The sequence below is a fragment of the Variovorax sp. LARHSF232 genome, from assembly GCF_052871435.1.
In genome coordinates, this window is the sequence record NZ_JBIXJS010000001.1 from 931,585 (window position 1) to 956,764 (window position 25,180).

The following is a 25,180-nucleotide window of genomic DNA, read 5'->3' on the forward strand; positions in this document are numbered from 1 at the left end:
CATGCAGCTTCGTACGCGGCAACAACAGGGCGCGACGCTGCTGATCGTGATGACGATGGTGCTGCTGGCCACGCTGCTGGTGCTCGGTTCCGCGCGCACCGCATGGTTCAACGAACTGATCACCGGCACAGAAGCGGACTACCAGCGGGCCTTCGACAACGCCCAGGCCCTGCTGCGCGATGCCGAGCTCGACATCCAGGGCCGCCGGCCCGACGGCTCGCCCTGCCGCAGCGAGCCGGAACTTGCGGGCAGTTGCCGCAATCGCGGAGCGACTGCCTTGACGCGCGGCCAGCCCTGGTATCCGCAGGAAGGCTTGGGCGAGTTCGAAGCGCTGCGTGCCTGGCTGGCATCGAAGGCGCCCTCTTGCGTGCAAGGCATCTGCGTGCCCGAGCAGGTGGCTCCCGAGTTCTGGCGCCAGCCCCAGCGCGAACTCGACAAGATGAAGGCCAGCGCGGCGCACTACGGCGAGTTCAGCGGCGCGCCCTCGGTGCAGGCCAGCAACCCGCTGCTGATGTCCAAGGGCTGGTACTGGGTCGACGTGCTGCCCTTCAATACCGGCGCGCCGGCACCTCCAAGCGCCCAGGCGCTGCTGCCCGACGCCGACAATCCCTTCATCTTTCGCATCACGGTGCTGGCCGAAGGCCGCAAGCCAGCCACCCGCGCGGTGCTGCAGGCGCTGTTCGTCTTGAAGAAGGTGGACTCGTGAAGACGGGCGCCTTCTTGTTCCTTGCCGCGCTGGGCCTGGTGCGCGCAGGCACCGCTTCAGCCGAACGCCCGGCAGAGCCTCCTTTGGTGTTGAGCACGGCGCCTGCGTTGGTGCGAGGGCGGCTGCCTGCTCCCAATGTGTTCGTGGCCGTGCATGAGGGCGCCACTTCCGACCTGCAGCCGGCACTGCGCCAAGCCTTCGGTGCAGAGCGACTTCCGGGCGGCCGCATCCGCCTGGCTTGGCAGGCCAGCCGCCACTGCGAGGCACTGCCGGACGCGGGCCCGCTGTGCCGAGGCGGGAACGCGCTGAAAGCGCTCGACGATGCGCGCCGGCTCGAGTTCGAGGCCTTCACCGAAGGTCTGCGCGCGCTGGCAATCGAGGGCGACGGCGTGTCGCCCCAGTCGCTCGTCGAGCAGGCGCAGGCGTATCTGCAGCGCCCAGGCCTGGGCGTCCACAGCGCCGGTGCCGCAGCGCCAACCGAGCGCCTGGAGCCGGTGTTGGGCTGTCGCAAGTCCTTCATGTTGCTTGCCACCACGCATGCGATGAAGGCCACGTCCGGCGGCGGTGCGCCGGCCGATTGGCAATCCCTTTTGCTTCAGCCGGCGAATATCGGCGACGGCAAAGAGGCGAGCCGCGCCATCCGGGATGCGCTCGACACGATCCTGGCTCAGAGCCTGACCCTGCCAATCAGCACGATCGGCTCACTCACCGCAACGACCCAGGCAGCGCACGACCCCGCGGCCCTGCTCTTCGCAGCACGCTACCTGGCCAGCCGCTGGAGCGGCGAGGTCGCGGCACGGCCCCTGGCAGGGAACGCAGCAGACCGCGCCTCCTCGCCCTGGGGCCAGCAGGCGGGCTCGCCGCTGGCCCATACCAGCGCCAGCCTGCTCGACGAGCGCGACCCGCAGACGCGCGTCATCTTTTCCAGCAAGGGCGGCGGCGCCATCTTGCGCGGTATCGCATTCCGCTGGGATCAACTGGCCCTGTCGCAACAGGAAGCATTGAACAGTGACGACGTGCAGGGGCCGCAGCGCCTGCACTACCTGCGCGGCGACCGCGCCCGAGAGCAGGCCCAGGGCGGCCCCTTTCGAGACCGCGACTCGCGCCAGGCCGATTCAGTGAACTCCGGGCTCTGGTACGCAGCCAGCCGCGCGGCATCGGGCGACAGCCCCGCCCGCCCGGCGATGCTCTACCTGGGCGGCAACGGCGGCATGCTGCATGGCTTCGATGCCGACACCGGCGTCGAGAAGTTCGCCTATGTTCCGCAGGGTGTGTACTCGCGCCTGGGCCTGCTGACCCGGCCGCAATATGTTCACCAGCCCTACGTCGACGGCTCGCCCTTCACGGCCGAGACGATCGATGGCCCTCGGCGTCGCCGCACGCTGCTGGCGGGCTTCCTGGGCGCCGGCGGCAAAGGCTACTTCGTGCTCGATGTCAGCGATCCGGCGGCCCTGGCCGAAGACCAGGCGGCGCAGTTCGTGCTGCTGGACAGCACCGCCGATGCCGACCCGGACCTCGGCCACTTCTTTGCCGAGCCGGTGCGCGAGCGCGGCGCGCCGACAAAAACGCGCCAGATCACCCGGCTCAACGATGGCCGCTGGGCCCTGGTCATCGGCAACGGCTACAACAGCGACAACCAGCGCGCTGTGCTGCTCGTCCAATACCTCGACGGTGCGCGCGAAATGCTGAAGATTCCGGCGGGCCAGACCGGCGGCAACGGCCTGTCGGCGCCGCGCCTGGTCGACACCGACGGCGACCAGGTGGCGGACCTGGCTTACGCCGGCGACCTGCGCGGCCAGCTTTGGCGCTTCGATCTGGGCAGCCGCAACGCCGCCGAATGGAAGCCCGCCTTTGACGGCCGTCCGCTCTTCACCGCCCAGGACGCCGATGGTCAACGCCAGCCGATCAGCGTGACGCCGGTCTGGCTGCCACACCCCCAGGGTGGACGCATGCTGGTCTTCGGCACCGGCCGCCTGCTGACCGACGTCGACCGCCGCGACACCAGCAGCCAGACGCTCTACGGTATTCGTGACCAGGCCGAAGCCGGGCCGCTGCCGGCGGGACGCGGCGCCCTGGTTCAACAGGCGATCGACCCGGCGCCGGTGGGCGCTGCAGCCGGTCGCCAGCTGTGGACCTCCAGCGACCATCCCGTGCCGGGCACCGGCAGCGAAACCAGGCGCGGCTGGTTCCTGGATCTGCCGGTGGCGGGCGAGCGCGTCATCGCGCATCCCCAATGGTTCGAGGGCAAGCTCATCGATCTGACCAGCATGGTGCCGCCGCCGGCCGACGCAGGGCCGGATGCGCCCGAATCCTGCGAGCCAGCTGCCATCAGGGCCTTCCGCAACACCCTGCAAGCCCTGGACGGCGCCCGGCCGCGCTCGCAGCTCTATGGCGAGGAGGGAAACAGCTTCGGCGCCTCGCGCATCGAGCTTCACGGCGAGCCCAGCGTCCCGCTCAAGAGCCATGGCCAGGAGCGCGCCATTCGCTTCGACGCAAAGAGCGCAGAAGGCCCGCCGCGCCGGCGCCTCGGATTCATCGCCAAACGCCCGTCCTGGCGCCAACTCCAATGAACACGCAACGACGCCTCCACCCTTTTTTCGGCTTCAGCCTTCTTGAATTGCTGATCGTGCTGGCCCTGCTGGGCATCCTCAGCGCCGTCGCGCTGCCAACCTATGACGGCTACGTGCGCCGCGCGCACCGCGCCGAAGCGCGCACCGGGCTGCTGCAGGCTGCGCATCGGCTGGAGCGCGAGGCCACTGCCACCGGCATCTACCCCAACGCGGCATTGCCGGAATCGCTGGCGACGGTGCCGGGTGGCCGCTACCGCATCGCCCGAACGACGCCGACCGATGCCACCGAGGCCGCCACCCGCTTCACCTTGCGTGCGACACCCCAGGCCGGGCAAGCGACGGACCCGTGCGGCACCTTCACCTTGACCAGCACCGGCGAGCGCGGCCTTGTCAACAACACGGCCGCGGTGAGCGACTGCTGGAACCGCTGAGACTGCGCCAGGCCCACGTGCCCGCTATGCTTGCGCGTCCATGATACAGCTTGCCCTTCAGGCCGCGCGCGAAGCCCAGCGCGTGGCGCCACCCAATCCAGCCGTCGGCTGTGTGATCGCCCGGCCGGACGGCGTCGTCATCGGCGTCGGCCACACCCAGCGCACCGGCGGCCCCCACGCCGAGATCATGGCCCTGCGCGATGCCCAGGCGCATGGCCGCTCGGTAGAAGGCGCCACGGTCTACGTCACCCTGGAGCCCTGCGCGCACCATGGCCGCACCGGCCCCTGCTGCGATGCGCTGATCCAGGCGCGCATCGGCAAGGTGGTGGCCTCGATGGCAGACCCGAACCCGCTGGTGGCCGGCCAGGGCTTCGAGCGGCTGCGCGCCGCCGGCGTCACGGTCGAAGTCGGCGCGGGCGCCGAGGAGGCACGCGAACTCAACATCGGTTTTTTCAGCCGCATGCTGCGCAAGACACCCTGGGTGCGCATGAAGCTGGCCGCCTCGCTGGACGGCAAGACCGCCCTGGAAAACGGCGTCAGCCAATGGATTACCGGCCATGCCGCACGTGCCGATGGCCATGCCTGGCGGGCCCGCGCCGGCGCGGTGCTGACCGGCGTCGGTACCGTGCTGGAAGACGACCCGCGCCTGGACGTGCGCGAAGTCGAGACCCCGCGCCAGCCGCCGCTGGTGATCGTCGACAGCCATCTGCAGACCCCGCCCGATGCCCGCCTGTTCGATACCGAACGACCCATCTGGATCTACGCCGCCAAGCCAAATGCCGACAAGGCCGCTCCCCTGGAAGCGCGCGGCGTCGAAGTGCGCTACATGGCCAATCCCCAAGGCAAAGTCGACCTGCCCGCCCTGCTGCGCGACCTGGCGGCCCGCGAGGTGAACGAACTGCATGTCGAAGCCGGCCACAAGCTCAACGGCTCCCTGCTGCGCGAAGGGCTGGTCGACGAGCTGCTGGTCTACCTCGCGCCCAAGCTGATCGGCGCCGGCATGGACATGGCCAGCCAGATCCACGCCCAGGGCCCCCTGCAGACCCTGGCCCAAGTCGTGGACCTCGAGTTCCACTCCGTCGAATCCGTCGGCCCCGACCTGCGCATCCTCGCCCGCCTCGCCGGCCGCAACGTCTGGCTCGGCAAAACAAACCCCTGAGCGGACAGGCCAGCCCCGCACCGCGGAACCGGCTCCGCCGGGCCGCAGGTGGGGTCCCCTCCTCGGGAGGTGGCGAATTACAGGCTGCGAAGCGGCCTGAAAAGCCGGGAGGCCTCAGGTTCTCTGCGAAAATATAGGCATGTTCACCGGAATCATCACCGGCGTGGGGCGCATCGCCGCCGTCCACGACCTCGGAAGCTCTTCATCGCACGGCAAGCGCCTGCATATCGCGGCGCCTGCCGCCTACCTCGACGATGTGGGCCTCGGTGACAGCATCGCCCTCAACGGCGCCTGCATGACGGTGACCACCCTGGACCCGTCCCGGCAGGCGTTCACCATCGACATCTCGGCCGAGTCGCTCGACAAGACAGCCGGCCTCGCCGAAGCCGGCGCCCAGGTCAACCTGGAAAAAGCCTTGCGCGCCCAGGATCGCCTGGGCGGCCACATCGTCTCGGGCCATGTGGACGGCATCGGCCGGGTCAGCCGCTTTGCGCCGGTGGGCGAAAGCTGGGAGCTGAAGGTGCTGGCGCCGCACAATCTGGCCCGCTTCCTGGCCTACAAGGGCTCCATCACCATCAACGGCGTGAGCCTCACGGTCAACAGCGTCGAAGACCTGAAGGACGGCAGCGAGATCAGCATCAACCTGATCCCGCACACGGTAGAAAACACGGCCCTGGGCCAGCTGCGCGAAGGCAGCCCGGTGAACCTCGAGATCGACACGGTGGCGCGCTATGTCGAGCGCATGCTGCAAGCCGGCGCCATCGGCGTGCCCCCACAGAAAGACAAACAACCATGAACGCAGCCGTCACCCCCATCACCGCCGCCAGCGCGCGGCCCAGCGCACCGATCTCCCCGGTCGAAGAGATCGTCGAAGAACTGCGCGCCGGCCGCATGGTCATCCTGGTGGACGAGGAAGACCGCGAGAACGAAGGCGACATCGTGATCGCCGCCGACCACATCACGCCCGAATCCATCAACTTCATGGCCCGCCATGCGCGCGGCCTGATCTGCCTGACCCTGTCGCGCGAGATGTGCGAGCGCCTGCAGCTGCCGCCCATGGTGGCGCGCAACGGCGCCAAGCATTCCACGGCCTTCACCGTCTCGATCGAGGCGGCCCAGGGCGTGACCACCGGCATCTCGGCCGCCGACCGCGCCCGCACCGTGCAAGCCGCGGTAGCACCCAATGCAGTGGCCGCCGACCTGGTGCAGCCCGGCCACATCTTCCCGCTGCAGGCGGTGGACGGCGGCGTGCTGATGCGCGCCGGCCATACCGAGGCCGGCTGCGACCTGGCCGCCATGGCCGGCTGCTCGCCCGCCTCGGTGATCTGCGAAGTGATGAACGAGGACGGCACCATGGCGCGCCTGCCCGACCTGCAGATCTTCGCGGCCGAGCACGGCCTGAAGATCGGCACCATCGCCGCGCTGATCGAGCACCGCAGCCGCACCGAGACGCTGGTCGAGAAGGTGGGCTGCCGCGAGATCCAGACCGCCGCGGGCTGGTTCACCGCCCACGCCTTCCGCGACACGCCCAGCCGCGGCGTGCACCTGGCCCTGGTGCGCGGCCAGTGGCAGGCCGACGAGACGGTGCCGGTGCGCGTGCACGAGCCGCTGTCGATCCTCGACGCGCTGGAACTCAATCGCTCCATGCACTCCTGGAGCCTCGATGCCAGCCTGGCCCACATCGCAGCCGAAGGCAAGGGCGTGGCCGTCTTCCTCAACTGCGGCGAATCGGCCGAAGAACTGGTGGCCCAGTTCGAAGGCACGGCGCGCCCGGCACAAGCACCCGAGCGCGGCCGCATGGACCTGCGCAGCTATGGCATCGGCGCGCAGATCCTGCGCGAATGCGGCGTGCACCGCATGAACCTCCTGGGCACGCCGCGCCGCATGCCCAGCATGGCGGCGGGCTACGGCCTCGAAATCGCCGGCTATATCACCAAGAAAGACTGAAGAAAGAACAACATGCAAGATGCAAACAAGGGAGCGGTGCAGCCGCTTGACGGCAAGGGGCTGCGCATCGGCATCGTGCAGGCGCGCTTCAACGAAGAAATCACCAACGCACTGGCCGCGGCCTGCATGGGCGAACTGGAATCGCTGGGCGTGGCTGCGTCCGACATCGAGCACGTCACGGTGCCCGGCGCGCTGGAAGTGCCCACCGCCCTGCAGGCCCTGGCCGAGCGCGGCGGCTACCACGCACTGGTGGCGCTGGGCTGCATCATCCGCGGCGAGACCTATCACTTCGAACTGGTGGCCAACGAATCGGGCGCCAGCGTGAGCCGGGTGGCGCTGGACTATCGCCTGCCGATCGCCAACGCCATCCTCACCACCGAGAACTTCGAGCAGGCCGTGGCCCGCCAAGTCGACAAGGGCCGCGACGCGGCACGCGTGGCCGTCGAAATGGCCCAACTGCTGGCGCGCCTCGCATGACCGACTCCACCCAAAAGCCCGACGACAACAAGCGCCCGGCGCGCCAGACGCGCGGCGGTGTCACCAGCACCGGTGCACGCAAGGCCTCGGCCAAGTCCACCCGCAGCCGGGCGCGCGAGTTCGCCCTGCAGGCGCTCTACCAGCACCTGGTGGGCCACAACGAAGCGGCCGCCATCGACGCCTTCACCCGCGACCTGGCCGGCTTTCACAAGGCCGATGCTGCGCACTACGACGCCCTCCTGCATGGTTCGATCGCCGAAGCGGCCGAGCTGGACGCGCTGATCCTGCCCCTGCTGGACCGCAAGATGGCCGAGATCTCGCCCATCGAGCATGCGGCGATGTGGATTGGCGCCTACGAATTCCGCCACTGCCCCGACGTGCCCTGGCGCGTGGTGCTCAACGAGTGCATCGAGCTGGCCAAGGAATTCGGCGGCACCGACGGCCACAAGTACGTGAACGCCGTGCTCAACGGCCTGGCACCGCAATTGCGCGCTGCCGAGGTCGAGGCCGACCGCGCCAGCGGCAAGGCTCGCCCATGAGGATTTCCTCGCGCGCCGAGCGCATCGAGCCCTTCTATGTGATGGAGGTGGCCAAGGCCGCGTCGCAGCTGGCGCGCGAGGTCGCCCACACCGAGCGGCCGATGATCTTCCTGAACATCGGCGAGCCCGACTTCACCGCGCCGCCGCTGGTACAGGAAGCTGCGGCCCGCGCCATCAGCCGCGGCGCCACGCAGTACACCCCCGCCATGGGCCTGGATGCCCTGCGCGAACGCATCAGCACCTGGTATCGGACGCGCTTTGGCATCGACGTGCCGGCGCGCCGCATCGTGGTCACGGCCGGCGCCTCGGCCGCGCTGCAGCTGGCCTGCCTGGCGCTGATCGAGCGCGGCGACGAGATCCTGATGCCGGACCCGAGCTACCCCTGCAACCGGCATTTCGTCAGCGCCGCCGACGGCGAAGCGGTGCTGGTCCCGACCACGGCCGGGGAGCGTTTCCAGCTCAGCGCCGCCAAGGTGGAAGCCGCCTGGACCGACAAGACGCGCGGCGTGCTGCTGGCCTCGCCCTCCAACCCGACGGGCACCTCGATCGCGCCCGACGAGCTGCGCCGCATCCACGAATTCGTGAAATCCAAGGGCGGCATCACGCTGATCGACGAGATCTACCTGGGCCTTTCCTACGACGAGCAGTTCGGCCACAGCGCGCTGGCCATCGACGACCAGGTGATCAGCATCAACAGCTTCTCCAAGTACTTCAACATGACCGGCTGGCGCCTGGGCTGGCTGGTGGTGCCCGAAGCGCTGGTGCCGGTGGTGGAGCGCCTGGCGCAGAACCTTTTCATCTGCGCCAGCACCGTGTCGCAGCACGCCGCGCTGGCCTGCTTCGAGCCCGAAAGCATTGCCGAGTACGAGCGCCGCCGAAGCGAATTCAAGGCGCGGCGCGACTGGTTCATTCCTCAGCTGCAAGCCGCCGGCCTGCCGGTGCCGGTGGTGCCCGATGGCGCCTTCTACGCCTGGGCCGACTGCACGAAGATGGCCGAGCAGATGGGCATCGCCGGCAGTTGGGACTTTGCCTTCGAAGTCATGAAGCGGGCCCATCTGGCGATCACGCCCGGCCGCGATTTCGGCACGGCGCAGACCGGCCGCTTCGTGCGCTTCTCGACCGCCAGCTCGATGGCGCATCTCGAAGAGGCGATCGAACGGCTGCGTGCCCTCTGACGAGAAGATGAGTTTCGCCTTTCCGATCCGCATCTACTGGGAAGACACCGACGCCGGCGGCATCGTCTTCTACGCCAACTACCTGAAGTTCATGGAGCGGGCGCGCACGGAATGGCTGCGCTCGCTGGGCATCGAGCAGCAAGCGCTGCGCGACAGCGCGGGCGGCATCTTCGTGGTGAGCGAAACCACGCTCAAGTACCATCGCCCCGCGCGCCTGGACGACCAACTCCTGGTTACAGCGCAGCTGCGCCAGGCAGGCAGCGCGTCGTTGATAATCGGGCAACGCGTGCTATCAAATCCAGAGCAGAAAAGCGCGCCGGAAGAACTGCCGGCACAAGCCTTGCTCTGCGAAGGCACGATTCGCATCGGCTGGGTCGACGCCGCCTCCTTGCGGCCGAGCCGCCTGCCCGCCCCAGTTTCGGCAGTCTTCGAGCGCATCGCCAAGGGCGGAACTTCGCCAGCGCTGCGCCTCTCAACAGTGAAGCCATGAATCAGACAGACTTCTCGATCGTTACCCTCATCCTCCAGGCCAGCCTCGTGGTGCAGCTCGTCATGCTGCTGCTGGTCACGGTGTCCATCGCCAGCTGGGCGTCGATCTTCCGCAAGTATTTTTCGCTCAAGCGCACCCGAGCCTTGAACGACGACTTCGAGCGCGAGTTCTGGTCAGGCACCAGCTTGAACGAGCTGTTCTCGTCGGCCGCGCAGAACGCCAAGTTCGCCGGCCCCATGGAACGCATCTTCGCGAGCGGCATGCGGGAGTATCACAAGCTGCGCGAACGCTCGATCGGCGACGCCGTCACCTTGCTGGACGGGGCCCGCCGCGCCATGCGCGCCAGCTTTCAGCGCGAGATGGACGCGATCGAATCCAACCTCTCCTTCCTGGCCACGGTCGGCTCGGTCTCGCCCTACGTGGGCCTTTTTGGCACGGTGTGGGGCATCATGCATGCCTTCACCGGCCTGGCCAGCCTGCAGCAGGTGACGCTGTCCACCGTGGCGCCCGGCATCGCCGAAGCGCTGGTGGCCACCGCCATCGGCCTGTTTGCCGCCATTCCGGCGGTGGTGGCCTACAACCGCTTCGCCCGCGACATCGACAAGACCGCCATCTCGCTGGAGACCTTCATCGAAGAGTTCTCCAACATCCTGCAGCGCAACCTGTCGGCCGCCACCCAGGCCACGCCAGGCGGCCGCTGATCGGCAGCCAAGGAAAGGCAAGTCACCATGCCCGCCGTCTCCCACCGCGGCCGCGGCCGCCGCACCATCAACGAGATCAACATGGTCCCGTTCATCGACGTGATGCTGGTGCTGTTGATCATCTTCATGGTCACCGCGCCGCTCATCACGCCCAGCGTGATCAACCTGCCCACCGTGGATCGCGCCAACAAGCAGCCCGACAAGCCGATCGAGATCGTCATCAAGAGCGAGGACGAGGTGCAGGTCAAGAAAGATCCGTCGCAAGGCTCGGGCGCCACCTCGGTGCCCTTTGCCCAGATCGGCAAGGCCGCCGCCGACGCGCAAGGCGGCGACGAGAACCGCCCGGTGGTGATCAGCGCCGACAAGGCGGTGAAGTACGAGACCGTGGTCAAGGCCATGAACCAGCTCAAGCGAAGCGGCATCGAACGCGTCGGCCTGTCGGTCACGACCACTGGCACCAAGTAAGCAAGCCTCTTCAAGCAGCATGTCCCTCGCCGCCGATCGTCCCGAATTTGCGCCGCCGCCCCAACGCGGCACGATTCGCGCGCTCATCCTGGCACTGATCGCCCACGCGATCTTGATCGCCGCGCTGACCTGGGGCGTGCGCTGGAAGCGCGACAGCGAGAACGATGCGGTCGAGGCCGAGCTCTGGTCTTCCAGTGTGCAGCAGGCCGCGCCGCGCGCTGTCGCGCCGCCCACGCCGGCGCCCGCGCCAGTGCCGGCCCCGCCGCCACCTCCTCCCCCGCCGCCACCGCCGCCCCAGGCCGTGACGCCGCCTCCGCCGCCGCTGCCGAAGGCACCCGATATCGCGCTGGAGCAGGAGAAGAAGCGCAAGGAGCTTCAGGCACAGCGCGAACGCGAGCTGGAGCAGCAGCGTCAGCAGCAGTTGGAAAAGCAGAAGCAGCTGCAAGCGCAGAAGGCCGCGCAGGAAAAGAAGGAACTCGAGGCCAAGAAGCGCGAACAGGAAGAACAAGAGCGCAAGAAGGACGAGCAGCAAAAGAAGCTGGCCGAGCAGAAGAAGCAGGAAGAAGCCCGCAAGCAGGCAGCCGCCGCCCAGGCCACCAAGGACCGCAACGACACCATCAAGCGCATGCAGGCCATGGCGGGCACCGGTCCGGACAACTCGACCGGCACGGCGGCGCGCTCGTCGGGTCCCTCGGGCAACTATGCAGGCCGCGTTCGGGCCGCGGTACGGCCCAACGTGACCTACCCCGACGTGGAAACGGTCGCGGGCAACCCATCGGCCGAGTTCGAAGTCAACCTGGCGCCCGATGGCACCATCGTCGGCGTGAAGCTGCGCAAGTCCAGCGGCGTGCCCGGCTGGGACGACGCCGCCGAGCGCGCCCTGCGCAAGACCGACAAGCTGCCGCGCGACACCGATGGGCGCATCTACACACCGATGACGATTTCGTTGCGACCGAAGGATTGAGCACCTCGTTCAGCAAGTGCTTCCTGCTGGGAGTGCTTCCTGCGGGGGTGGCGCGGCAAACACCTGCCGCGTTGACGCGCTGCGGTTGAACAACCCGGAGAAGAACGGCCGATCAAGCACCCGGCGTCTGGCAAAGGCCTGTGTGCCCCTGTGCCGGCGCGCCTCTCGGGCGCCGAGAAGCGCAGTGGGCCCGGCCCGCACGCGTGCCGATGGACAGGCCTTTGCCGCGCCCCCACCATCAAAGGATCAACGCGTCAAACCGACAAACGACGCTACTCGTAAACCACCGAAGCGTTCCCCGACTCCGCCTGCGCCATCCAGCTGGCCAGCGCCGCATCCGTCGGGAAGAAGCGCGCCGCTTCGCCCAGTTGCAGTTCCACCAGCGCCCCCGCACGCTGGAGTGACAACCGCACGGCCAACCCGTGGCGCAGATCGCCCTGCTCACTCTGCTCCACCCGCGGCGGAAACTCGCGCGCCAGGCGTGCGATGTCGGGCGCCTTGCCGTTCACCGCCACCTTCAGGTACTTGCCGAAGCGGCAGCGCGCGGCCGCCAGGTCCCAGATCTGTTGCACGATGAAACGCGCCTCGAAGCCGCCGCGACCCGGCTGCAGGCGGCCGCTGACGATCACCAGCTCGTCGTCCTTCAAGGTGTTGCGATGCAGATTGAGCAGCGCCTCGTCCGCCGTCGCCTCGATGGCGCCGGACTTGTCGTCCAGCTTGAAGATGCCGACGCGCCCGCGCTGGCCGTTGATCACCCGCAGGTCGCTCACGATGCCGGCGATCACCTGCTGCTCGCGGCTGTCGATCAGGTCGTCGACCTGGCGCTTGCAGAAGCGTCGCACCTCGTGCGCCACTTCGTCGAACAGATGGCCCGACAGGAAGAAGCCGACGGCCGTCTTCTCGTACGTCAGACGTTCCTTCACGCCCCAAGGCGTGGCGTCCACCAGCTCGGGCTCCTGCGTGGCACTGCCGTGCTCGGCGTCGCCGAAGATGTCGACCTGCGCCGCGTTGGCGGTCGTCGCATTGGCAAACTCGAAGGCGCGGTCCAGCGAGGCGATCAGCGATGCGCGGTTCTGCTGCAGCGCGTCGAAGGCGCCGGCCTTGATCAGCGCCTCCACCGTGCGCTTGTTGATGCGCTGGCGATCCACCCGCACGCAGAAGTCGTACAGGCTCCGGAAGGCCCCGCCCTCTTCCCGCGCCTTGACGATGGCCTCGATGGCGAGCTGGCCGGTGCCCTTCACCGCGCCCAGGCCGTAGCGGATCACCTTGTCGGTCACCGGCTCGAAGCGGTAGTTGCCGCGGTTCACGTCCGGCGGCTCGAAGGTGAGGCCGAAGTTCTTCACCGCGTCCTCGAACAGCACCTTCAGCTTGTCGGTGTTGTCCATTTCCACCGTCATGTTGGCGCAGAAGAACTCGGCGCAGTAGTGCACCTTCAACCAGCCGGTGTGGTAGGCCAGCAGAGAGTAGGCAGCGGCGTGCGACTTGTTGAAGCCGTAGCCCGCGAACTTCTCCATCAGGTCGAAGACCTCGTCGGCCTTCTCCTGGGTGATGCCATGGGTCTGGAGCGCACCGGCGCGGAACTTCTCGCGGTGCTCGGCCATTTCCTCGGCCTTCTTCTTGCCCATCGCGCGGCGCAGCAGGTCGGCGCCGCCCAGGCTGTAGCCGCCCAGGATCTGCGCGGTCTGCATCACCTGTTCCTGGTAGACCATGATCCCGTAGGTCTCGCTGAGCATGCTGGCCACGGCCGGATGCGGATACTCCACCGGCTCGCGTCCGTGCTTGCGTGCCACGAAGCTGGGGATCAGGTCCATCGGGCCGGGGCGGTACAGCGCGTTCAGCGCGATCAGGTCTTCCAGCCGCGTGGGTCGCGCGTCCTTGAGCATGCCCTGCATGCCGCGCGATTCAAACTGGAACACGGCCTCGGTCTTGCCGTCGGAAAACAGGCGATAGGTCGGCGCATCGTCCAGCGGAATGTTCTCGTAGGCGAAGTTCTCGCGGCCCTTGTGCCGCTTCATGATGAACTCGCGCGCGATCTCCAGGATGGTGAGCGTCGCCAGGCCCAGGAAGTCGAACTTCACCAGGCCGATCGCCTCCACGTCGTCCTTGTCGTACTGGCTCACGGCCGAGTCGCTGCCCGGCTGCTGATACAGCGGGCAGAAGTCGGTGAGCTTGCCTGGCGCGATCAGCACGCCGCCGGCGTGCATGCCGATGTTGCGCGTCATGCCTTCCAGCTTCTGCGCCATCTCGACCAGCGACTTGACCTCTTCCTCGCGCTCGATGCGCCGCGCCAGCTCGGGCTCGGCGGCGATCGCGTACTTCTCCTTGTCCTCGTCCTTCAGGTCCGGGGGCGGGTACTGCAGCGTGACCGGCTTGCCGGGCTTGTTCGGAATGAGCTTGCTGATGCCGTCGCAGAAGGTGTAGCTCATGTCCATCACGCGCCCCACGTCGCGGATGGCAGCGCGCGCGGCCATGGTGCCGAAGGTGGCGATCTGGCTCACCGCATCGCGGCCGTACTTGTCCTTGACGTAGTCGATGACGCGGTCGCGGTTGCCCTGGCAGAAGTCGATGTCGAAGTCGGGCATCGACACCCGCTCCGGGTTCAGGAAGCGCTCGAACAGCAGGTTGTATTGCAGCGGATCGAGGTCGGTGATCTTCAGTGCATAGGCCACCAGTGAGCCCGCCCCAGAACCCCGGCCGGGGCCCACCGGGCAGCCGTTGTTCTTGGCCCAGTTGATGAAGTCGCCCACGATCAGGAAGTAGCCCGGGAAGCCCATCTTCAGGATGGTGTTGATCTCGAACTCCAGCCGCTCGACGTAGCGCGCACGCTCCTTGTCGCGCAGGGCCGCGTCGGGGTAGAGATGCGCAAGGCGCTCTTCCAGGCCCTCGAAGGAGGCGACGCGGAAATACTCCTCGATCGGCATGCCGCCCGGCGTCGGAAAGTCCGGCAGGCGCGGCTTGCCCAGCACCAGCGTCAGGTTGCAGCGCTTGGCGATTTCCAGCGTGTTGGCAATCGCGCTGGGCACGTCGGCGAACAGCCGCTCCATCTGCGCCGCCGACTTGAAATACTGCTCGGGCGTGAACTTGCGAACGCGCCGCTGATTGCCCAGGATCTCTCCCTCGGCAATGCACACCCGCGCCTCGTGCGATTCGTAGTCATCCGGCGTGGCGAACTGGATCGGATGCGTGGCCACCACCGGCAGGTTCAGGCGCGCAGCCAACTGCACTGCCGCCACCACGTGGGCCTCGTCGTCGGCGCGGCCGGCGCGCTGAAGCTCGATGTAGAAGCGGTGCGTGAAGATGCCGGCCAGTTCCAGCGCCAGTTCGGCGGCACGGGCGTCACCGTGCGCCCCGCCCTGCGCCAGCGGCTGGCCCAGCGGCCCAGCCTGCGCGCCCGACAGCAGGATGAGGCCGGCATTGAGCTCGCGCAGCCATTCCATCTTGACAGCCGCCTGCCCCTGGCCTCGGCCCACGTTCTGCGTCCAGGCGCGTGCCAGCAATTCCGACAGATTGAGGTAGCCCTGGGTGTCCTGCACCAGCAGAATCATGCGGGTGAGCGTGCCGGCATCCTTGCCCAGGCCCTCGACAAAAACCTCGGTGCCCAGCACCGGCTTCACGCCCTTGCCGCGCGCCTCCTTGTAGAACTTCACGGCCCCAAAAAGGTTGTTGAGGTCGGTGATCGCCAGCGCAGGCTGCCCGTCCTTGGCAGCGGCCTTGACGGCCTCGTCGATGCGGTTGGTGCCGTCGACGACGGAAAACTCGGTGTGCAGGCGCAAGTGAACAAACATGGGGTGATTGTAGGAAAGAGCACACAGCCAAAGCCCGCAAATGCCCCAGGCGCCAAGTGCATGCACAATCGACGTTGGCGATACAAATTGGCTATGGATACAACGACTGACAGCAAACTCGGAGCGCGCCATGCGCCGCTGACCAAACTGGTTCTCGCCGCCCTGCGCGAGCGCATTCTCAGTGGCGAACTGGCACCCGGGGAACGCTTGGTCGAAGGGCGTCTCTCGGAAGAGCTGGGGGTTTCCCGCATGCCGGTGCGCGAGGCCTTGCGCGCCCTTGCCGCCGAAGGCATCGTCGTCATCGAGCCGCGTCGCGGCGCCACGGTGACCAGCTTTACCCCCGAGCAGATCCGGGAAATGGTCGAGGTGCGCGCGACGCTCGAGGCGCTCAACGCCAAGCTGGCAGCGCGGCGACACGACCCGGCGCAAATCGCCAGGCTGGAGCGCATCCTGGCCGAAGGCACGCGCCTCACGAGCGAGGACGACTTGACCCGCATCTCGGCGCTGAACCTGGACTTCCATGAAGCGCTGGGCAGCGTCGCCGCCAATTCGGTTCTGCAGGAGATGATGCGTTCGCTGCGCGAGCGCACCGCGCTCTTCTTTACCGTGAACAACCGCGAACGCATGCGGCAGAACTGGGAAGAACACGCTGCCATCCTGCGCGCCGTGGTGGCCGGCGATGCCGAACTGGCCTCGCTATTGGCGGCACGGCACGTCTACAGCGCCGCGGAGCTGCCAGCTGCGCTGGAGGAAGCGTCCACTCCTTCCGGCGAAGCCGCCCACTGACGGCGGCCTCAGCGCTGCGCGAACCGGCGCCACGCCAGGCCCGCCAGCGCGATGTCCTCCAGGCCCACGCCCACCGACTTGTAGATGGCGATGTCATGCGCCGCTCGGCGGCCAGGGACTTTGCCAGTCACAAGATCCGCCAGTTCGACGATCTTTTCAGGCGCCAGCACGCCTTCGCCAGCCAGCACCAGGTCGCCGGCTTCGCGCAATGCCTGCGGGCGCCACTCGACCGCCACCACCGCGGCCCGCGCCAGCGCCGCATCGTCCAGCTCGCGCGTGTGCGGCAGGCTGGAGCCAATCGCCGCGACAAAGCAGCCGGACGGCAGCCGCTCGCCGCGAAAGAGCGGCGTGGTGGCGCGCGAAGCGGTGACAACGATGTCCGCGCCTTCCAGCGCCTCCTGCGCCCCGCACACCCGTACCGGCACGCCGCAGGCCTCGCTCAACTGCGCGGCCAGGTCGGGCGCAGGCGTCTGCGTGCACAGCTGGATGCGCGCCAGCGCAAAGGCCTTGGACATCTGGACGGCGTGCGCCCGACCCTGCGTGCCGGCGCCGTACAGCGCCATGCACCGCGCATCTGGCCGCGCCAGATGCTGCGCTGCGATCACCGAGCAGGCGGCGGTACGCAGCCGCGTGATGGCGCCGGCGTCGAAGGACGCGATCGCTTGCCCGTCCTCTGTCGAGAACAACAGGATGACGAAGGAGAAGCGCCCCGCGATGGTGGTGTAGACCTTCGCGCCCGCCACGCCCTGCCCGGGAATCACCGCGCCCAGTGTCGACAATTTGATGCCCCCCGCTTCGGTGCGCACGCGCTCCTGCATTGCGGCCGCACCCGCACCGAACTGGCCGAAGGCCTCGCGCAGCGCCTGCTGCGCGTCGGCCGGCGACACCAGTGCGTCGACCATTGAATCGCTGATGTGCTGCAAGACAGTCTCCGAACGATGAATCTCGCGTGTGGCTAAGAAGCGAATGCCTCGCGCAGAAGCAGCACGGTGGCCCCGAAGGCGGACAGTCCGAGCAGAAGGCCGCGCACCGCCTTGCGCGGCACCCGCCTGGTGAGCGGTCCGGACAGCGCGAAGCCCGCCAGCATCAAGGGCGACAGCCAAACGCTGAGCCACAGTTCGTGCCGTCCGAAGCGACCGACCATCGCCAGCATCACGAGCGAGAAGGCGGCCCCCACGAAGAACACGCAACCCAGCGTCGCGCGCAGCCGCGCCGGCGGCAGGTATTGCATGACCAACGCAAAGGGTGGCGCGCCGGCCGAAGTGATGGTGCCCATCAGGCCGGACGCGATTCCCGCACCCATCACGTTGGAAGGCGATGCCTCGATACGCCCGCCGCGCAGGCTGAGCAGCACACCGGCCAAAATGAAGAGCGCGAACAGGACGGCCAAGACATTTGCGCTCAGCAGCATCAGGCACACGGCAGCAGCCAGCGTGCCTGCGGCCCGCCCCACGAGCGCCGTGCCCGCAGCACGCCAGTCCACTTCATGCAGTTCCCGCAGAGCGGACAGCAGAGCCAGCGGGCAACCCAGGGCCAGCAAGGGACCGGGCGCCAGTTCGGGAAAGAACAGCGCTGCGATGGGTGCCGAGAACATCGCAAAGCCAACGCCTCCGATGCCTTGCAGGCAGGCACCAATCAGCACCAGCGCCGACATGCCGGCGTAGTCGGCCAGGCTGATGCCTTCCGGCCAAAGTGCCGCGATCATGTGGCCGCGCGCGGTTTCCAGGACACGCTGATGTCGCCGTGCACGAAGGTCTGGCAGGCCATGCGATAGCCCTGCTTCAAGTCGTCCTCGGAAAGATGCTTCCTTTCCTTGGCCTTGACGGCGTCGGTGTGTTCCCGCCCCGTCTCGATCAGGCACTTGCAGGTGCCGCACAGTCCGCCGCCGCACTTGAAGGGAATGCCGCCCTGCTCGCGCAGGGAAATCCGCAGCAGGTTGCCGCCCTCGGGTGCGGACACGCACTTGGCGTTATTCGTGATGAAGGTGACCTGCACCGTCGAAGAGGTCTGGGGCACTTGCGGTTCGGCGGCGATGCTTGGCGTATGGCTCATGTGGGAATCAGTTGGACTTCGGCATCGCCCTCGCGTACCAGTTGGCGCAACTCGGCCCGGGCTGCTTCCAGGGTCTGGAACTTCTCGAGGAACTTCGAGGGCACCAGGTTCAAGGTCTCGGGTGGTGTCTCGTCGATCACCCGCAGCTTCACTTCCGCGAGCAGTTCGGCGATCACGAAGCGCGCCCTGCAGCGGCCGAAGAAGAGAAAGTCATAGGACGCGACGGGCCGCAGCCCATCGACGAACTCGGTGCGGAACTGGCCCGGTTTGCTGGTCAATATCACGTACACGATGTTTGCTCGCTCGTCGTGCTGAGGGCGGGCTGCGCATCGTCCTGCGCCAATTCGAGGTCGTGCTGTACCCAGAGCTGGCACACCAGCCGATAGCCCGCTTCCAGGCGCTCGCCGAGCTGCTTCTTTTCCTTCCAGTTCGGCGCCGGCAGGTGCTCCGCCCCCGCCAGAACGCGGCAGGCGCACTTGGAACACTTGCCCATACCGCACTCGTAGCGCAGGTGCGGAAAGGGAAACTGCTTGATGCCGGCTCGCACCACCAGATTGGTGTTGTCCTTGACCTCGTCTTCGAAGACGCGGCCTGCCTTGTGGAAAGTGATCTTGGGCATGCGCGGGCAGCAAACGACGATCGCGCGCCCTCAGGCAGCTTGCAGCATGGGCTGCTTCGCGGCGGCTTCCCGCCCCTCGACATAGTCGTGGTACAGGGCGGTCGTGTAGAGCAGGCGCATCTGGGCACCGACCTCGCAGATCTTCAGACAGCGCTGTTGCAGCTCGGGCGTCTTGGCGTGCTCCAGCACGATCTGGTAGCCGCGCTCGCCGTGAATCTCGTCCGAGACGATGTGCAGGTCGAAGAACTCGACTTCTTCGTCGGTGAAGCCGTACTTCTCGCGCAGGGTGGGCGTCTGCTTGCGGTAGATCGAGGGCACCTGCGATTCGAGCCCGACCACCAGACCGGCCACGGCCACGATCGGGTCTTCGCGCATCGCCACCGCGTAGCACCAGCTTTGCAGGCCGCGGGTGGTGGGCGACATGTTGTCGGGATCGACCACGCGTTCGCGCGTGGTGCCGCAGGCTTGCGCGAAACGGATCAGCAGGTCGGTGTGACGGTCGCCGCCGATCTCTTCCTCGTACATGTTGGCCAGGAGGAAATCCTTGGCCTCGGTGCAATGGTCGGGCATGCGGGCATAGAGGTAGCCCAGATAGTCGGCGAAGGGCCCGACATAGTGATAGTGGTTCTCGGCCCAGCGCGCCAGGTGCTCGCGGCTGAGCGTGCCGCCGGCCCAGGCCAGGCTGAAGGGGGACTGGTTGGCGCTCTTGCCCTTGATGGCGTTCTCGAGCGCGGTGCGGAATTCGTCGCGGTTCATGAGTTCGGGCACGGATGACTCCTGGTCGGTGGCGGATGACGGCGTTGAATCGCCGTTAATGAATACTGTATCCCAAGTAAAAATCAAACTCAAGCCACCCCCCTCCATGAAGGAGGCCAACCGCTGATCTTCTTGCCACGCATTGCGGTATACAGTATTCTCATCAACGACCTCACTGCCCTGCAAGCCAGCCATGACCACCGCCCCACCCGCCACCTTCCTCAACTGCATCGACGGCGATTGGCGCCCCAGCGCCAGCGGCCAGACCTTTCTCGACATCAATCCGGCGGACACGCGCGAGGTGGTCGGCCGCTTTCAGGCCTCCTCGGCCGAAGACGCGCGCGCCGCGGTGAGCGCGGCGGCAGCCGCCTTCGAAGGCTGGAAGAAGACGCCGGTGACCAAGCGCGCCGCCATCCTCAATGCCGCCGCCCAATACCTCGAGGCCAACGCCGCCAGGTTCGGCGAGGAACTCACCCGCGAGGAAGGCAAGCCGCTGGCCCAGGCCAAGGACGAGTTCCTGCGCTCGGCGCAGACCCTGCGCTTCTATGCGGCCGAAGGTCAGTCCTTCACCGGCGAGACCTTTCCGCAGGACGATCCCGACATGGTGGTCTACAGCCAGCGCGAGCCGCTGGGCGTGGTGAGCGTGATCAGCCCATGGAACTTTCCGGTCTCGATCCCGGCGCGCAAGATCGCGCCGGCGCTCATCACCGGCAACACGGTGATCTTCAAGCCCTCATCGGACGCACCGCTGTCGGGGCTGCGCCTGGCGGAAGCCTTCATCCAGGCCGGCCTGCCCAAGGGCGTGCTCAACTTCGTCACCGGGCGGGCGGCGGAACTGGGGCCGACCCTCACCACGTCGCCCGAGATCCGCGCCATCTCCTTCACCGGCTCCACCGCCGCCGGCGAGCAGATCCACCGCGCGGCAGCCATGACCACGCGCACGCAGATGGAGCTGGGCGGCAAGAATCCGCTGATCGTGATGGACGACGCCGACCTCGACCAGGCCGTCGAGCTCACCATCAAGGGTGGCCTGTCGCTGAGCGGCCAAGCCTGTACCGGCACCAGCCGGGTGCTGGTGATGAAGACCGTCCGCGCCGCCTTCCTGGACAAGCTGGTGGCCAGGGTTCGCACGCTGAAGATCGGCAGCGGAATGCTGCCGGGCATGGACATCGGGCCGCTCGCCACGCGCCAGCAGCTCGAAACCGTGCTGCGCTACATCGAAATCGGCAAATCCGAGGCCACGCTCCTGTGCGGAGGCGAGCAGCTGACGGATGGCGACTTCGCCCATGGTTTCTATGTGACGCCGGCCATCTTCAGCGACGTGACCCAGCAGATGCGCATCGCCCGCGAGGAAATCTTCGGCCCGGTGATCGCCGTCATCGAGGTGGACAGCTACGCCGACGCGATCGCCAAGGCCAACGACAGTGAATACGGCCTCTCGGCCGCCCTGGCGACCCGCAGCGCCGCGCACGCGCATCGTTTTGCACAAGACATCCAGTCGGGCACGGTGAAGATCAACCGCACCACCACCGGCAACCTGATCAACGCCCCCTTCGGCGGACTCAAGCGCTCCAGCACCGCCACCTTCCGCGAATCGGGCCGCACCGGCCTGGAGTTCTACACGCAGATCAAGACCGTGTATCGCGGCCTCTGATCCTCCTTTCCCTCGACGGACCACAGCCACATGAAGACCGCTCTCAAACTCGAACTCGAAGAAGCCCGCACCATGATCGCGGCCGCCATGCGCAAGGCGCAGGAAATCAGCGTGCTGGAGACCATCTGCATCACCGACGACGGCGGTTACCCGATCGCCATGGACCGCATGGACGGCGCGCGCGTCACCGGCCCGCAGATCGCCTGGAACAAGGCGTTCACCGCCGCAGGCCACAAGCGCTCCACGCACCTCTTCAACACAGCGCCCAACGGCCCCGCCCTGCCCGGCAACGAGGCCTTCGGCATCCAGTGGAGCTTCGAGGGTCGCTTCGCCGTCTTCGTCGGCGGCTTTCCCATCGTGGTCGACGGCCAGGTGATCGGCGGCGTCGGCCTTTCCGGCGGCAACGGCGAACAAGACACCCAATGCGGCCTGGCCGCGCTGGAGGCGCTGCGCGATCTGCTGGCGCCCAAGGGCCATTCGGTGCTGGCCGAGGCGGACATCAAGAAGTAGGCCGCGCTTTCAAGGCCGAGTTCCATGCATCACCGCATTCACCTGATGGAGGGCGCGCAGTGCTTCGATGCGCGGCCCGACGAATCGCTGCTCGACGCTGCGCTGCGCCAGGACCTGCACCTGGCGCACGAATGCCGCCTGGGGAGCTGCGGCACCTGCCGCATCAGGCTGGTCGAGGGGACCGTCTTCTATGAGGACTTTCCCGTCGGCCTGACGAGCGAGGAGGCGCAGCAAGGCTTCGCCCTGGCCTGCCAGGCACGGGCCGCCAGCGACCTCGTCATCAGCCCGGAGCGGCGCCTGCCGCCCTGCTCCGCACCGGCGCGCCATGTGGCGACGGTGAAAGCGGTGCAGGCGCTGGCCGAAGACGTGCTGCACCTTGCGCTCGAGTTGCCGCCGGAAGCCGGGTTGCTCTACCGCGCCGGCCAGTACGTCAACATCCTGCTGCCGGACGGCAGCCATCGCAGTTTCTCGATGGCATCGCGGCCGAACCCGCGCTCGCTCGAGTTCCACATCCGCCGGGTGCCGCAGGGCCGCTTCACCAGCGAGGATGCGCCGCGCCTGCAGCCCGGCGACACGCTGCTGGTGGAACTGCCACTGGGCGGCTTCTGCTACCACGCGGACGACTACCGGCCGCTGCTCATGCTGGCGACCGGCACCGGGCTGGCACCGATCAAGAGCATCCTCGAATCGCTGATGGACGACGAGGACTGTCCACCGGTCAGGCTCTACCGGGGCATGCGCACCGAGGCCGAGCTCTACCTGCACGAGGAGATCCTTCGCTGGGCGGAACGCCTGTGCGACTTCCGCTACGTGCCGGTGCTGTCGCGCGCCGGCGCGCAATGGAAGGGCCGGCGCGGCCACGTACAGCAGGCGGTGCTGGAGGACATCGAGGACTTGTCGGAGTACGCCATCTACATGTGCGGATCGGCTGCCATGATCAGCGACGCCAAGAAGGCCCTGCTGGCGCGGGGCGCCAGCATCGACCACGTCTATGCCGACGCCTTCACCTTCCAATCCGAGGCGGCGTTGGCCTGAGCGCGACGATGGACCTCGGAATCTTCGGCCGCAGCGCACTTGTCTTCGGAGGCAGCCGCGGCATGGGCCGGGCCTGCGCCCGGCAACTCGCGCTGGACGGCGTGCAAGTGGTCATTGCAGCGCGCACTGAAGCGACCTTGCGTGAAGCGGCGGCAGCGCTGTCGGCCGAGTGCGGGCGCGCCGTCGCCTGGGTGGTGGCAGACATCACCACGCCTGCGGGCCGCGACGCGGCGTTGGGCGCCTGCCCTTCGCCCGACATCCTGGTCAACAATGCCGACGGCAGCCCGCCGGGCGACTTCCGCGACTGGAGCACGCAGGACTGGCACCAGGCGCTGGACGCCATGATGCTCGGCCCCATCGAGATGATCCGCCGCAGCATCGACCCGATGATGGCGCGCGGCTTCGGGCGCATCGTCAACATCGTGTCGCGCAGCGTGAAGACGCCGCAGGCGGAGCTTGGCCTGTCGAACGGCGCGCGCTCGGGCCTGGTCGGCTTCGTCGCCGGTCTGGCGCGCCAGAGCGTGCGCCACAACGTGACGATCAACAACATCCTGCCCGGCGTTTTCGCGACCGATGCGCAGCGCCACCATGTCGAAGGCCTGGTGCGGGCCGAGGGCAGGTCCTTCGAGCAACTCTGGGAAGAGCGCGGCCGCAGCAATCCGGCCGGCCGCTTCGGCCGCGCAGAGGAAGTTGGCGCACTGTGCGCCTTCCTCTGCTCGGTGCAGGCCGGCTACATCACGGGGCAGAGCCTGCTGATCGACGGCGGGGCCTACCCCGGCACCTTCTAGTCACTGGATCAGGCCGGCACGGCCGCGCCCACCAGGCGCGCAGCGACCTCTTCCACCGACAGCACGTCACCGAAGAAGAGCATCCAGTTGTGCAGCGCCTGCACATGCTCTTCCTGCGTGACGGCAGAAAGCGCGTCTTCCACCATGACGGTGGCGTAGTTCATCATCATCGCGTCGCGCGCGGTGGATTCGCAGCACACGTTGGTGACCGTGCCGCCGATCAACACCGTGTCGATGCCACGCGCCTTCAGCATCACGTCCAGCGAGGACGAGCCCGGCACCAGCGCGCTGTAACAGCGCTTGACCACGCGAGGATCCTCCGGCCGTGCATCCAGCCCGGGGACCAGGGCGAAGCCCGCGTGCGAAGGATCGAGCTCGCGCAGGCGGCGCGCGCTGCGCTCGGGCGTCAGCATGTAGGCGTGGTGATGCGACCAGAAGCTGTCGGCCCCCTCGGCGCTGGTCTGCACCCAGATCACGGTGCCGCCCGCCCCTCGCACGGCGGACGCCAACTGGTTGACCCTGCCGAAGGTGGCACGCGCAGGCGCGCATTCGCCCATGAAGCCGCTTTGCGTGTAGTAGTTCTGCAAATCCACCACCACGAAGGCGGTGCGCCGCGCGTCGAAGGCGGCATAGGGATGCAGGCAGCCTTGGCGCGCCAGCACGCGCTCGACGATCCATGCGGGAAATTCCATGGCCATCAAGAATAGCGGCGCGCCAGCGCATGCTCGATGCGGGCGACCACCAGGTACATGAGGGCCGACATCAGCGCCAGCACCACGATGGCGGTCATCACGATGTTGAGCTTGAAAACCTGGCTGCCGTTCACGATCAGGAAGCCCAGCCCCTCGTTGGCCGACTGGAATTCGCCGACGATCACGCCCACCAGCGACAGCCCGATGTTCATCTTCAGCGCCGCGATGAGTGTAGGCACGCTGCCGGGCAGCACCACCAGGCGCAGCACCTGCGCCCGGCTGGCGCCCAGCGTCCTGGCCAGCTTGATCTTGTTCGGGTCGGTGGCCTGGAAGCCTTCGAGGGCCACCATGATGGTCACGAAGATCGCGATGGCCACGGCCATGCCGTAGATCGAGTAGTTGGAGCCCAGCCAGATGTAGAAGATCGGCACGAAGGCAATCTTTGGCATGGCATTGGCCACTACCAGGAAGGGCTCGAGCACCCGGTTGGCGAAACTCGACCACCACAGGCCCGCCGCGATCGCCACGCCAAACACCATGCTGAGGGCGAAGCCGACCAAGGTGGCCATGAAGGTCGCCCAGGTGTGGGTCAGCAGGTTGCCGCTTCGCATCAGTTCGACGAAGGTGGGCCACAGCGCGCTGGGGTAGCTGGTGAGCATGGGGTTCACCACCTTGGTCTTGGCCAGCAGTTCCCACAGCCCGAAGAACAGCACCAGCAGCAGCAGGCGGCTGGCCAGCACCCAGTGGCGCTCGCGGCGCTGGCGGGCGAGCCACTGGACGTAGGCCGGGGTCGGCGCCTTGGCCGGCGCAGAGGCCACCGGCGCGCTTGTCGCGATCACCGGAGGCCCGGCAAGGATGACATTGGATTCGTTGTTCACG

27 protein-coding genes are annotated in these 25,180 nt (G+C 67.5%); 18 read left to right on the forward strand and 9 right to left on the reverse strand.

The genetic code is table 11. The features are described 5' to 3' along the window. Nucleotide 1 precedes the first annotated feature (1 nt). The 13 genes from ACIPRI_RS04380 (at nucleotide 2) to ACIPRI_RS04440 (ending at nucleotide 11,624) form a co-directional block, all read left to right on the forward strand. A complete protein-coding gene (locus ACIPRI_RS04380) occupies nucleotides 2-706 on the forward strand; it encodes a pilus assembly PilX family protein (RefSeq protein WP_446588862.1) in 705 nt (234 codons plus the stop codon). Further along, complete coding sequence (locus tag ACIPRI_RS04385; protein WP_446588864.1) at nucleotides 703-3,276, forward strand: pilus assembly protein; 2,574 nt, start codon at nucleotides 703-705, stop codon at nucleotides 3,274-3,276. The genes ACIPRI_RS04380 and ACIPRI_RS04385 overlap by 4 nt, the downstream gene beginning before the upstream one ends. Continuing rightward, nucleotides 3,273-3,707: a type IV pilin protein gene (locus tag ACIPRI_RS04390; RefSeq protein ID WP_446588866.1), complete on the forward strand. Its 435-nt coding sequence runs from the start codon at nucleotides 3,273-3,275 to the stop codon at nucleotides 3,705-3,707. The genes ACIPRI_RS04385 and ACIPRI_RS04390 overlap by 4 nt, the downstream gene beginning before the upstream one ends. Nucleotides 3,708-3,747: 40 nt before the next feature. Continuing rightward, nucleotides 3,748-4,866 carry a bifunctional diaminohydroxyphosphoribosylaminopyrimidine deaminase/5-amino-6-(5-phosphoribosylamino)uracil reductase RibD gene (ribD, locus tag ACIPRI_RS04395; RefSeq protein ID WP_446588868.1) on the forward strand — a complete coding sequence of 373 codons (1,119 nt, stop codon included), beginning with the start codon at nucleotides 3,748-3,750 and terminating at the stop codon, nucleotides 4,864-4,866. A gap of 139 nt (nucleotides 4,867-5,005) precedes the next feature. Further along, nucleotides 5,006-5,662 (forward strand): riboflavin synthase, encoded by a 657-nt coding sequence (locus ACIPRI_RS04400; protein ID WP_446588870.1) that lies wholly within the window; start codon nucleotides 5,006-5,008, stop codon nucleotides 5,660-5,662. Then, the gene (gene ribBA / locus ACIPRI_RS04405; protein ID WP_446588871.1) at nucleotides 5,659-6,813 is read left to right on the forward strand and encodes a bifunctional 3,4-dihydroxy-2-butanone-4-phosphate synthase/GTP cyclohydrolase II; all 1,155 of its coding nucleotides are present in this window, start codon (nucleotides 5,659-5,661) and stop codon (nucleotides 6,811-6,813) included. The genes ACIPRI_RS04400 and ribBA overlap by 4 nt, the downstream gene beginning before the upstream one ends. Before the next feature lie 12 nt (nucleotides 6,814-6,825). After that, nucleotides 6,826-7,290 (forward strand): 6,7-dimethyl-8-ribityllumazine synthase, encoded by a 465-nt coding sequence (gene ribH, locus ACIPRI_RS04410; protein ID WP_446588873.1) that lies wholly within the window; start codon nucleotides 6,826-6,828, stop codon nucleotides 7,288-7,290. Continuing rightward, nucleotides 7,287-7,829: a transcription antitermination factor NusB gene (gene nusB, locus ACIPRI_RS04415; protein WP_446588875.1), complete on the forward strand. Its 543-nt coding sequence runs from the start codon at nucleotides 7,287-7,289 to the stop codon at nucleotides 7,827-7,829. Before ribH ends, nusB begins: the two co-directional genes overlap by 4 nt. After that, nucleotides 7,826-9,004 carry a pyridoxal phosphate-dependent aminotransferase gene (locus tag ACIPRI_RS04420; protein WP_446588877.1) on the forward strand — a complete coding sequence of 393 codons (1,179 nt, stop codon included), beginning with the start codon at nucleotides 7,826-7,828 and terminating at the stop codon, nucleotides 9,002-9,004. Before nusB ends, ACIPRI_RS04420 begins: the two co-directional genes overlap by 4 nt. 7 nt (nucleotides 9,005-9,011) lie before the next feature. Next, nucleotides 9,012-9,494, forward strand: coding sequence for a tol-pal system-associated acyl-CoA thioesterase (locus ACIPRI_RS04425; RefSeq protein ID WP_446588879.1), 483 nt, complete (start codon nucleotides 9,012-9,014; stop codon nucleotides 9,492-9,494). Beyond that, complete coding sequence (tolQ, locus tag ACIPRI_RS04430; RefSeq protein ID WP_446588881.1) at nucleotides 9,491-10,195, forward strand: protein TolQ; 705 nt, start codon at nucleotides 9,491-9,493, stop codon at nucleotides 10,193-10,195. Before ACIPRI_RS04425 ends, tolQ begins: the two co-directional genes overlap by 4 nt. Nucleotides 10,196-10,222: 27 nt before the next feature. Then, on the forward strand, nucleotides 10,223-10,660 hold the full coding sequence (locus tag ACIPRI_RS04435; protein WP_446588883.1) for an ExbD/TolR family protein: 438 nt from the start codon (nucleotides 10,223-10,225) through the stop codon (nucleotides 10,658-10,660). A gap of 19 nt (nucleotides 10,661-10,679) precedes the next feature. Further along, nucleotides 10,680-11,624 (forward strand): TonB family protein, encoded by a 945-nt coding sequence (locus ACIPRI_RS04440; protein WP_446588885.1) that lies wholly within the window; start codon nucleotides 10,680-10,682, stop codon nucleotides 11,622-11,624. Nucleotides 11,625-11,896: 272 nt separating this feature from the next. Here ACIPRI_RS04440 and dnaE read toward each other — a convergent pair whose 3' ends face one another. Continuing rightward, nucleotides 11,897-15,409, reverse strand: coding sequence for a DNA polymerase III subunit alpha (dnaE, locus tag ACIPRI_RS04445; RefSeq protein ID WP_446588887.1), 3,513 nt, complete (start codon nucleotides 15,407-15,409; stop codon nucleotides 11,897-11,899). 60 nt (nucleotides 15,410-15,469) lie between these two features. On the opposite strand from dnaE, the gene ACIPRI_RS04450 reads away from it, so the two are divergent. Further along, nucleotides 15,470-16,195, forward strand: coding sequence for a GntR family transcriptional regulator (locus ACIPRI_RS04450; protein ID WP_446588889.1), 726 nt, complete (start codon nucleotides 15,470-15,472; stop codon nucleotides 16,193-16,195). A gap of 8 nt (nucleotides 16,196-16,203) precedes the next feature. Here ACIPRI_RS04450 and ACIPRI_RS04455 read toward each other — a convergent pair whose 3' ends face one another. From ACIPRI_RS04455 to ACIPRI_RS04480, 6 genes are read right to left on the reverse strand one after another with little or no spacing between them, the layout of a single operon-like run. Next, nucleotides 16,204-17,118, reverse strand: coding sequence for an ornithine cyclodeaminase family protein (locus tag ACIPRI_RS04455; RefSeq protein ID WP_446588891.1), 915 nt, complete (start codon nucleotides 17,116-17,118; stop codon nucleotides 16,204-16,206). Between the two features lie 32 nt (nucleotides 17,119-17,150). After that, nucleotides 17,151-17,849, reverse strand: a complete 699-nt coding sequence (locus ACIPRI_RS04460; RefSeq protein ID WP_446588893.1) for a sulfite exporter TauE/SafE family protein — start codon at nucleotides 17,847-17,849, stop codon at nucleotides 17,151-17,153. A 47-nt stretch (nucleotides 17,850-17,896) separates the two neighbouring features. Then, nucleotides 17,897-18,247: a 2Fe-2S iron-sulfur cluster-binding protein gene (locus tag ACIPRI_RS04465; protein WP_446588895.1), complete on the reverse strand. Its 351-nt coding sequence runs from the start codon at nucleotides 18,245-18,247 to the stop codon at nucleotides 17,897-17,899. Continuing rightward, a complete protein-coding gene (locus ACIPRI_RS04470; RefSeq protein WP_446588897.1) occupies nucleotides 18,244-18,537 on the reverse strand; it encodes a ferredoxin in 294 nt (97 codons plus the stop codon). The genes ACIPRI_RS04465 and ACIPRI_RS04470 overlap by 4 nt, the downstream gene beginning before the upstream one ends. Then, nucleotides 18,528-18,866: a 2Fe-2S iron-sulfur cluster-binding protein gene (locus ACIPRI_RS04475; protein WP_446588899.1), complete on the reverse strand. Its 339-nt coding sequence runs from the start codon at nucleotides 18,864-18,866 to the stop codon at nucleotides 18,528-18,530. The genes ACIPRI_RS04470 and ACIPRI_RS04475 overlap by 10 nt, the downstream gene beginning before the upstream one ends. 30 nt (nucleotides 18,867-18,896) lie before the next feature. Beyond that, nucleotides 18,897-19,634 carry a TenA family transcriptional regulator gene (locus ACIPRI_RS04480; protein ID WP_446588901.1) on the reverse strand — a complete coding sequence of 246 codons (738 nt, stop codon included), beginning with the start codon at nucleotides 19,632-19,634 and terminating at the stop codon, nucleotides 18,897-18,899. A gap of 181 nt (nucleotides 19,635-19,815) precedes the next feature. On the opposite strand from ACIPRI_RS04480, the gene ACIPRI_RS04485 reads away from it, so the two are divergent. The 4 genes from ACIPRI_RS04485 to ACIPRI_RS04500 are packed head-to-tail and all read left to right on the forward strand — an operon-like array spanning nucleotide 19,816 to nucleotide 23,609. Continuing rightward, the gene (locus ACIPRI_RS04485) at nucleotides 19,816-21,276 is read left to right on the forward strand and encodes an aldehyde dehydrogenase family protein (protein ID WP_446588903.1); all 1,461 of its coding nucleotides are present in this window, start codon (nucleotides 19,816-19,818) and stop codon (nucleotides 21,274-21,276) included. A 30-nt stretch (nucleotides 21,277-21,306) separates the two neighbouring features. Next, on the forward strand, nucleotides 21,307-21,786 hold the full coding sequence (locus tag ACIPRI_RS04490; protein ID WP_446588905.1) for a GlcG/HbpS family heme-binding protein: 480 nt from the start codon (nucleotides 21,307-21,309) through the stop codon (nucleotides 21,784-21,786). A 24-nt stretch (nucleotides 21,787-21,810) separates the two neighbouring features. Next, nucleotides 21,811-22,821: a 2Fe-2S iron-sulfur cluster-binding protein gene (locus ACIPRI_RS04495; RefSeq protein WP_446588907.1), complete on the forward strand. Its 1,011-nt coding sequence runs from the start codon at nucleotides 21,811-21,813 to the stop codon at nucleotides 22,819-22,821. Nucleotides 22,822-22,829: 8 nt separating this feature from the next. Then, complete coding sequence (locus ACIPRI_RS04500) at nucleotides 22,830-23,609, forward strand: SDR family oxidoreductase (protein WP_446588909.1); 780 nt, start codon at nucleotides 22,830-22,832, stop codon at nucleotides 23,607-23,609. A gap of 8 nt (nucleotides 23,610-23,617) precedes the next feature. Here the strand turns inward: ACIPRI_RS04500 and ACIPRI_RS04505 are convergent, their stop codons facing one another. Continuing rightward, a complete protein-coding gene (locus ACIPRI_RS04505; RefSeq protein WP_446588911.1) occupies nucleotides 23,618-24,301 on the reverse strand; it encodes a cysteine hydrolase family protein in 684 nt (227 codons plus the stop codon). Between the two features lie 5 nt (nucleotides 24,302-24,306). Continuing rightward, nucleotides 24,307-25,179 (reverse strand): ABC transporter permease, encoded by an 873-nt coding sequence (locus ACIPRI_RS04510; protein ID WP_446588913.1) that lies wholly within the window; start codon nucleotides 25,177-25,179, stop codon nucleotides 24,307-24,309. Between the last annotated feature and the right edge of the window lies 1 nt (nucleotide 25,180).

What these genes read in the sequence shown, in the direction of transcription:
- ACIPRI_RS04460 (WP_446588893.1), bottom strand. Translation starts at nt 17,849, where the DNA reads ATGTCGGCGCTGGTGCTGATTGGTGCCTGCCTGCAAGGCATCGGAGGC.
- ACIPRI_RS04490 (WP_446588905.1), top strand. Translation starts at nt 21,307, where the DNA reads ATGAAGACCGCTCTCAAACTCGAACTCGAAGAAGCCCGCACCATGATC.
- tolQ (WP_446588881.1), top strand. Translation starts at nt 9,491, where the DNA reads ATGAATCAGACAGACTTCTCGATCGTTACCCTCATCCTCCAGGCCAGC.
- ACIPRI_RS04465 (WP_446588895.1), bottom strand. Translation starts at nt 18,247, where the DNA reads ATGAGCCATACGCCAAGCATCGCCGCCGAACCGCAAGTGCCCCAGACC.
- ACIPRI_RS04440 (WP_446588885.1), top strand. Translation starts at nt 10,680, where the DNA reads ATGTCCCTCGCCGCCGATCGTCCCGAATTTGCGCCGCCGCCCCAACGC.
- ACIPRI_RS04475 (WP_446588899.1), bottom strand. Translation starts at nt 18,866, where the DNA reads ATGCCCAAGATCACTTTCCACAAGGCAGGCCGCGTCTTCGAAGACGAG.
- ACIPRI_RS04500 (WP_446588909.1), top strand. Translation starts at nt 22,830, where the DNA reads ATGGACCTCGGAATCTTCGGCCGCAGCGCACTTGTCTTCGGAGGCAGC.
- ACIPRI_RS04420 (WP_446588877.1), top strand. Translation starts at nt 7,826, where the DNA reads ATGAGGATTTCCTCGCGCGCCGAGCGCATCGAGCCCTTCTATGTGATG.
- dnaE (WP_446588887.1), bottom strand. Translation starts at nt 15,409, where the DNA reads ATGTTTGTTCACTTGCGCCTGCACACCGAGTTTTCCGTCGTCGACGGC.
- ACIPRI_RS04435 (WP_446588883.1), top strand. Translation starts at nt 10,223, where the DNA reads ATGCCCGCCGTCTCCCACCGCGGCCGCGGCCGCCGCACCATCAACGAG.
- ACIPRI_RS04485 (WP_446588903.1), top strand. Translation starts at nt 19,816, where the DNA reads ATGACCACCGCCCCACCCGCCACCTTCCTCAACTGCATCGACGGCGAT.
- ACIPRI_RS04495 (WP_446588907.1), top strand. Translation starts at nt 21,811, where the DNA reads ATGCATCACCGCATTCACCTGATGGAGGGCGCGCAGTGCTTCGATGCG.
- ACIPRI_RS04505 (WP_446588911.1), bottom strand. Translation starts at nt 24,301, where the DNA reads ATGGAATTTCCCGCATGGATCGTCGAGCGCGTGCTGGCGCGCCAAGGC.
- ACIPRI_RS04400 (WP_446588870.1), top strand. Translation starts at nt 5,006, where the DNA reads ATGTTCACCGGAATCATCACCGGCGTGGGGCGCATCGCCGCCGTCCAC.
- ACIPRI_RS04380 (WP_446588862.1), top strand. Translation starts at nt 2, where the DNA reads ATGCAGCTTCGTACGCGGCAACAACAGGGCGCGACGCTGCTGATCGTG.
- ACIPRI_RS04390 (WP_446588866.1), top strand. Translation starts at nt 3,273, where the DNA reads ATGAACACGCAACGACGCCTCCACCCTTTTTTCGGCTTCAGCCTTCTT.
- ribBA (WP_446588871.1), top strand. Translation starts at nt 5,659, where the DNA reads ATGAACGCAGCCGTCACCCCCATCACCGCCGCCAGCGCGCGGCCCAGC.
- nusB (WP_446588875.1), top strand. Translation starts at nt 7,287, where the DNA reads ATGACCGACTCCACCCAAAAGCCCGACGACAACAAGCGCCCGGCGCGC.
- ACIPRI_RS04425 (WP_446588879.1), top strand. Translation starts at nt 9,012, where the DNA reads ATGAGTTTCGCCTTTCCGATCCGCATCTACTGGGAAGACACCGACGCC.
- ACIPRI_RS04450 (WP_446588889.1), top strand. Translation starts at nt 15,470, where the DNA reads ATGCACAATCGACGTTGGCGATACAAATTGGCTATGGATACAACGACT.
- ribH (WP_446588873.1), top strand. Translation starts at nt 6,826, where the DNA reads ATGCAAGATGCAAACAAGGGAGCGGTGCAGCCGCTTGACGGCAAGGGG.
- ribD (WP_446588868.1), top strand. Translation starts at nt 3,748, where the DNA reads ATGATACAGCTTGCCCTTCAGGCCGCGCGCGAAGCCCAGCGCGTGGCG.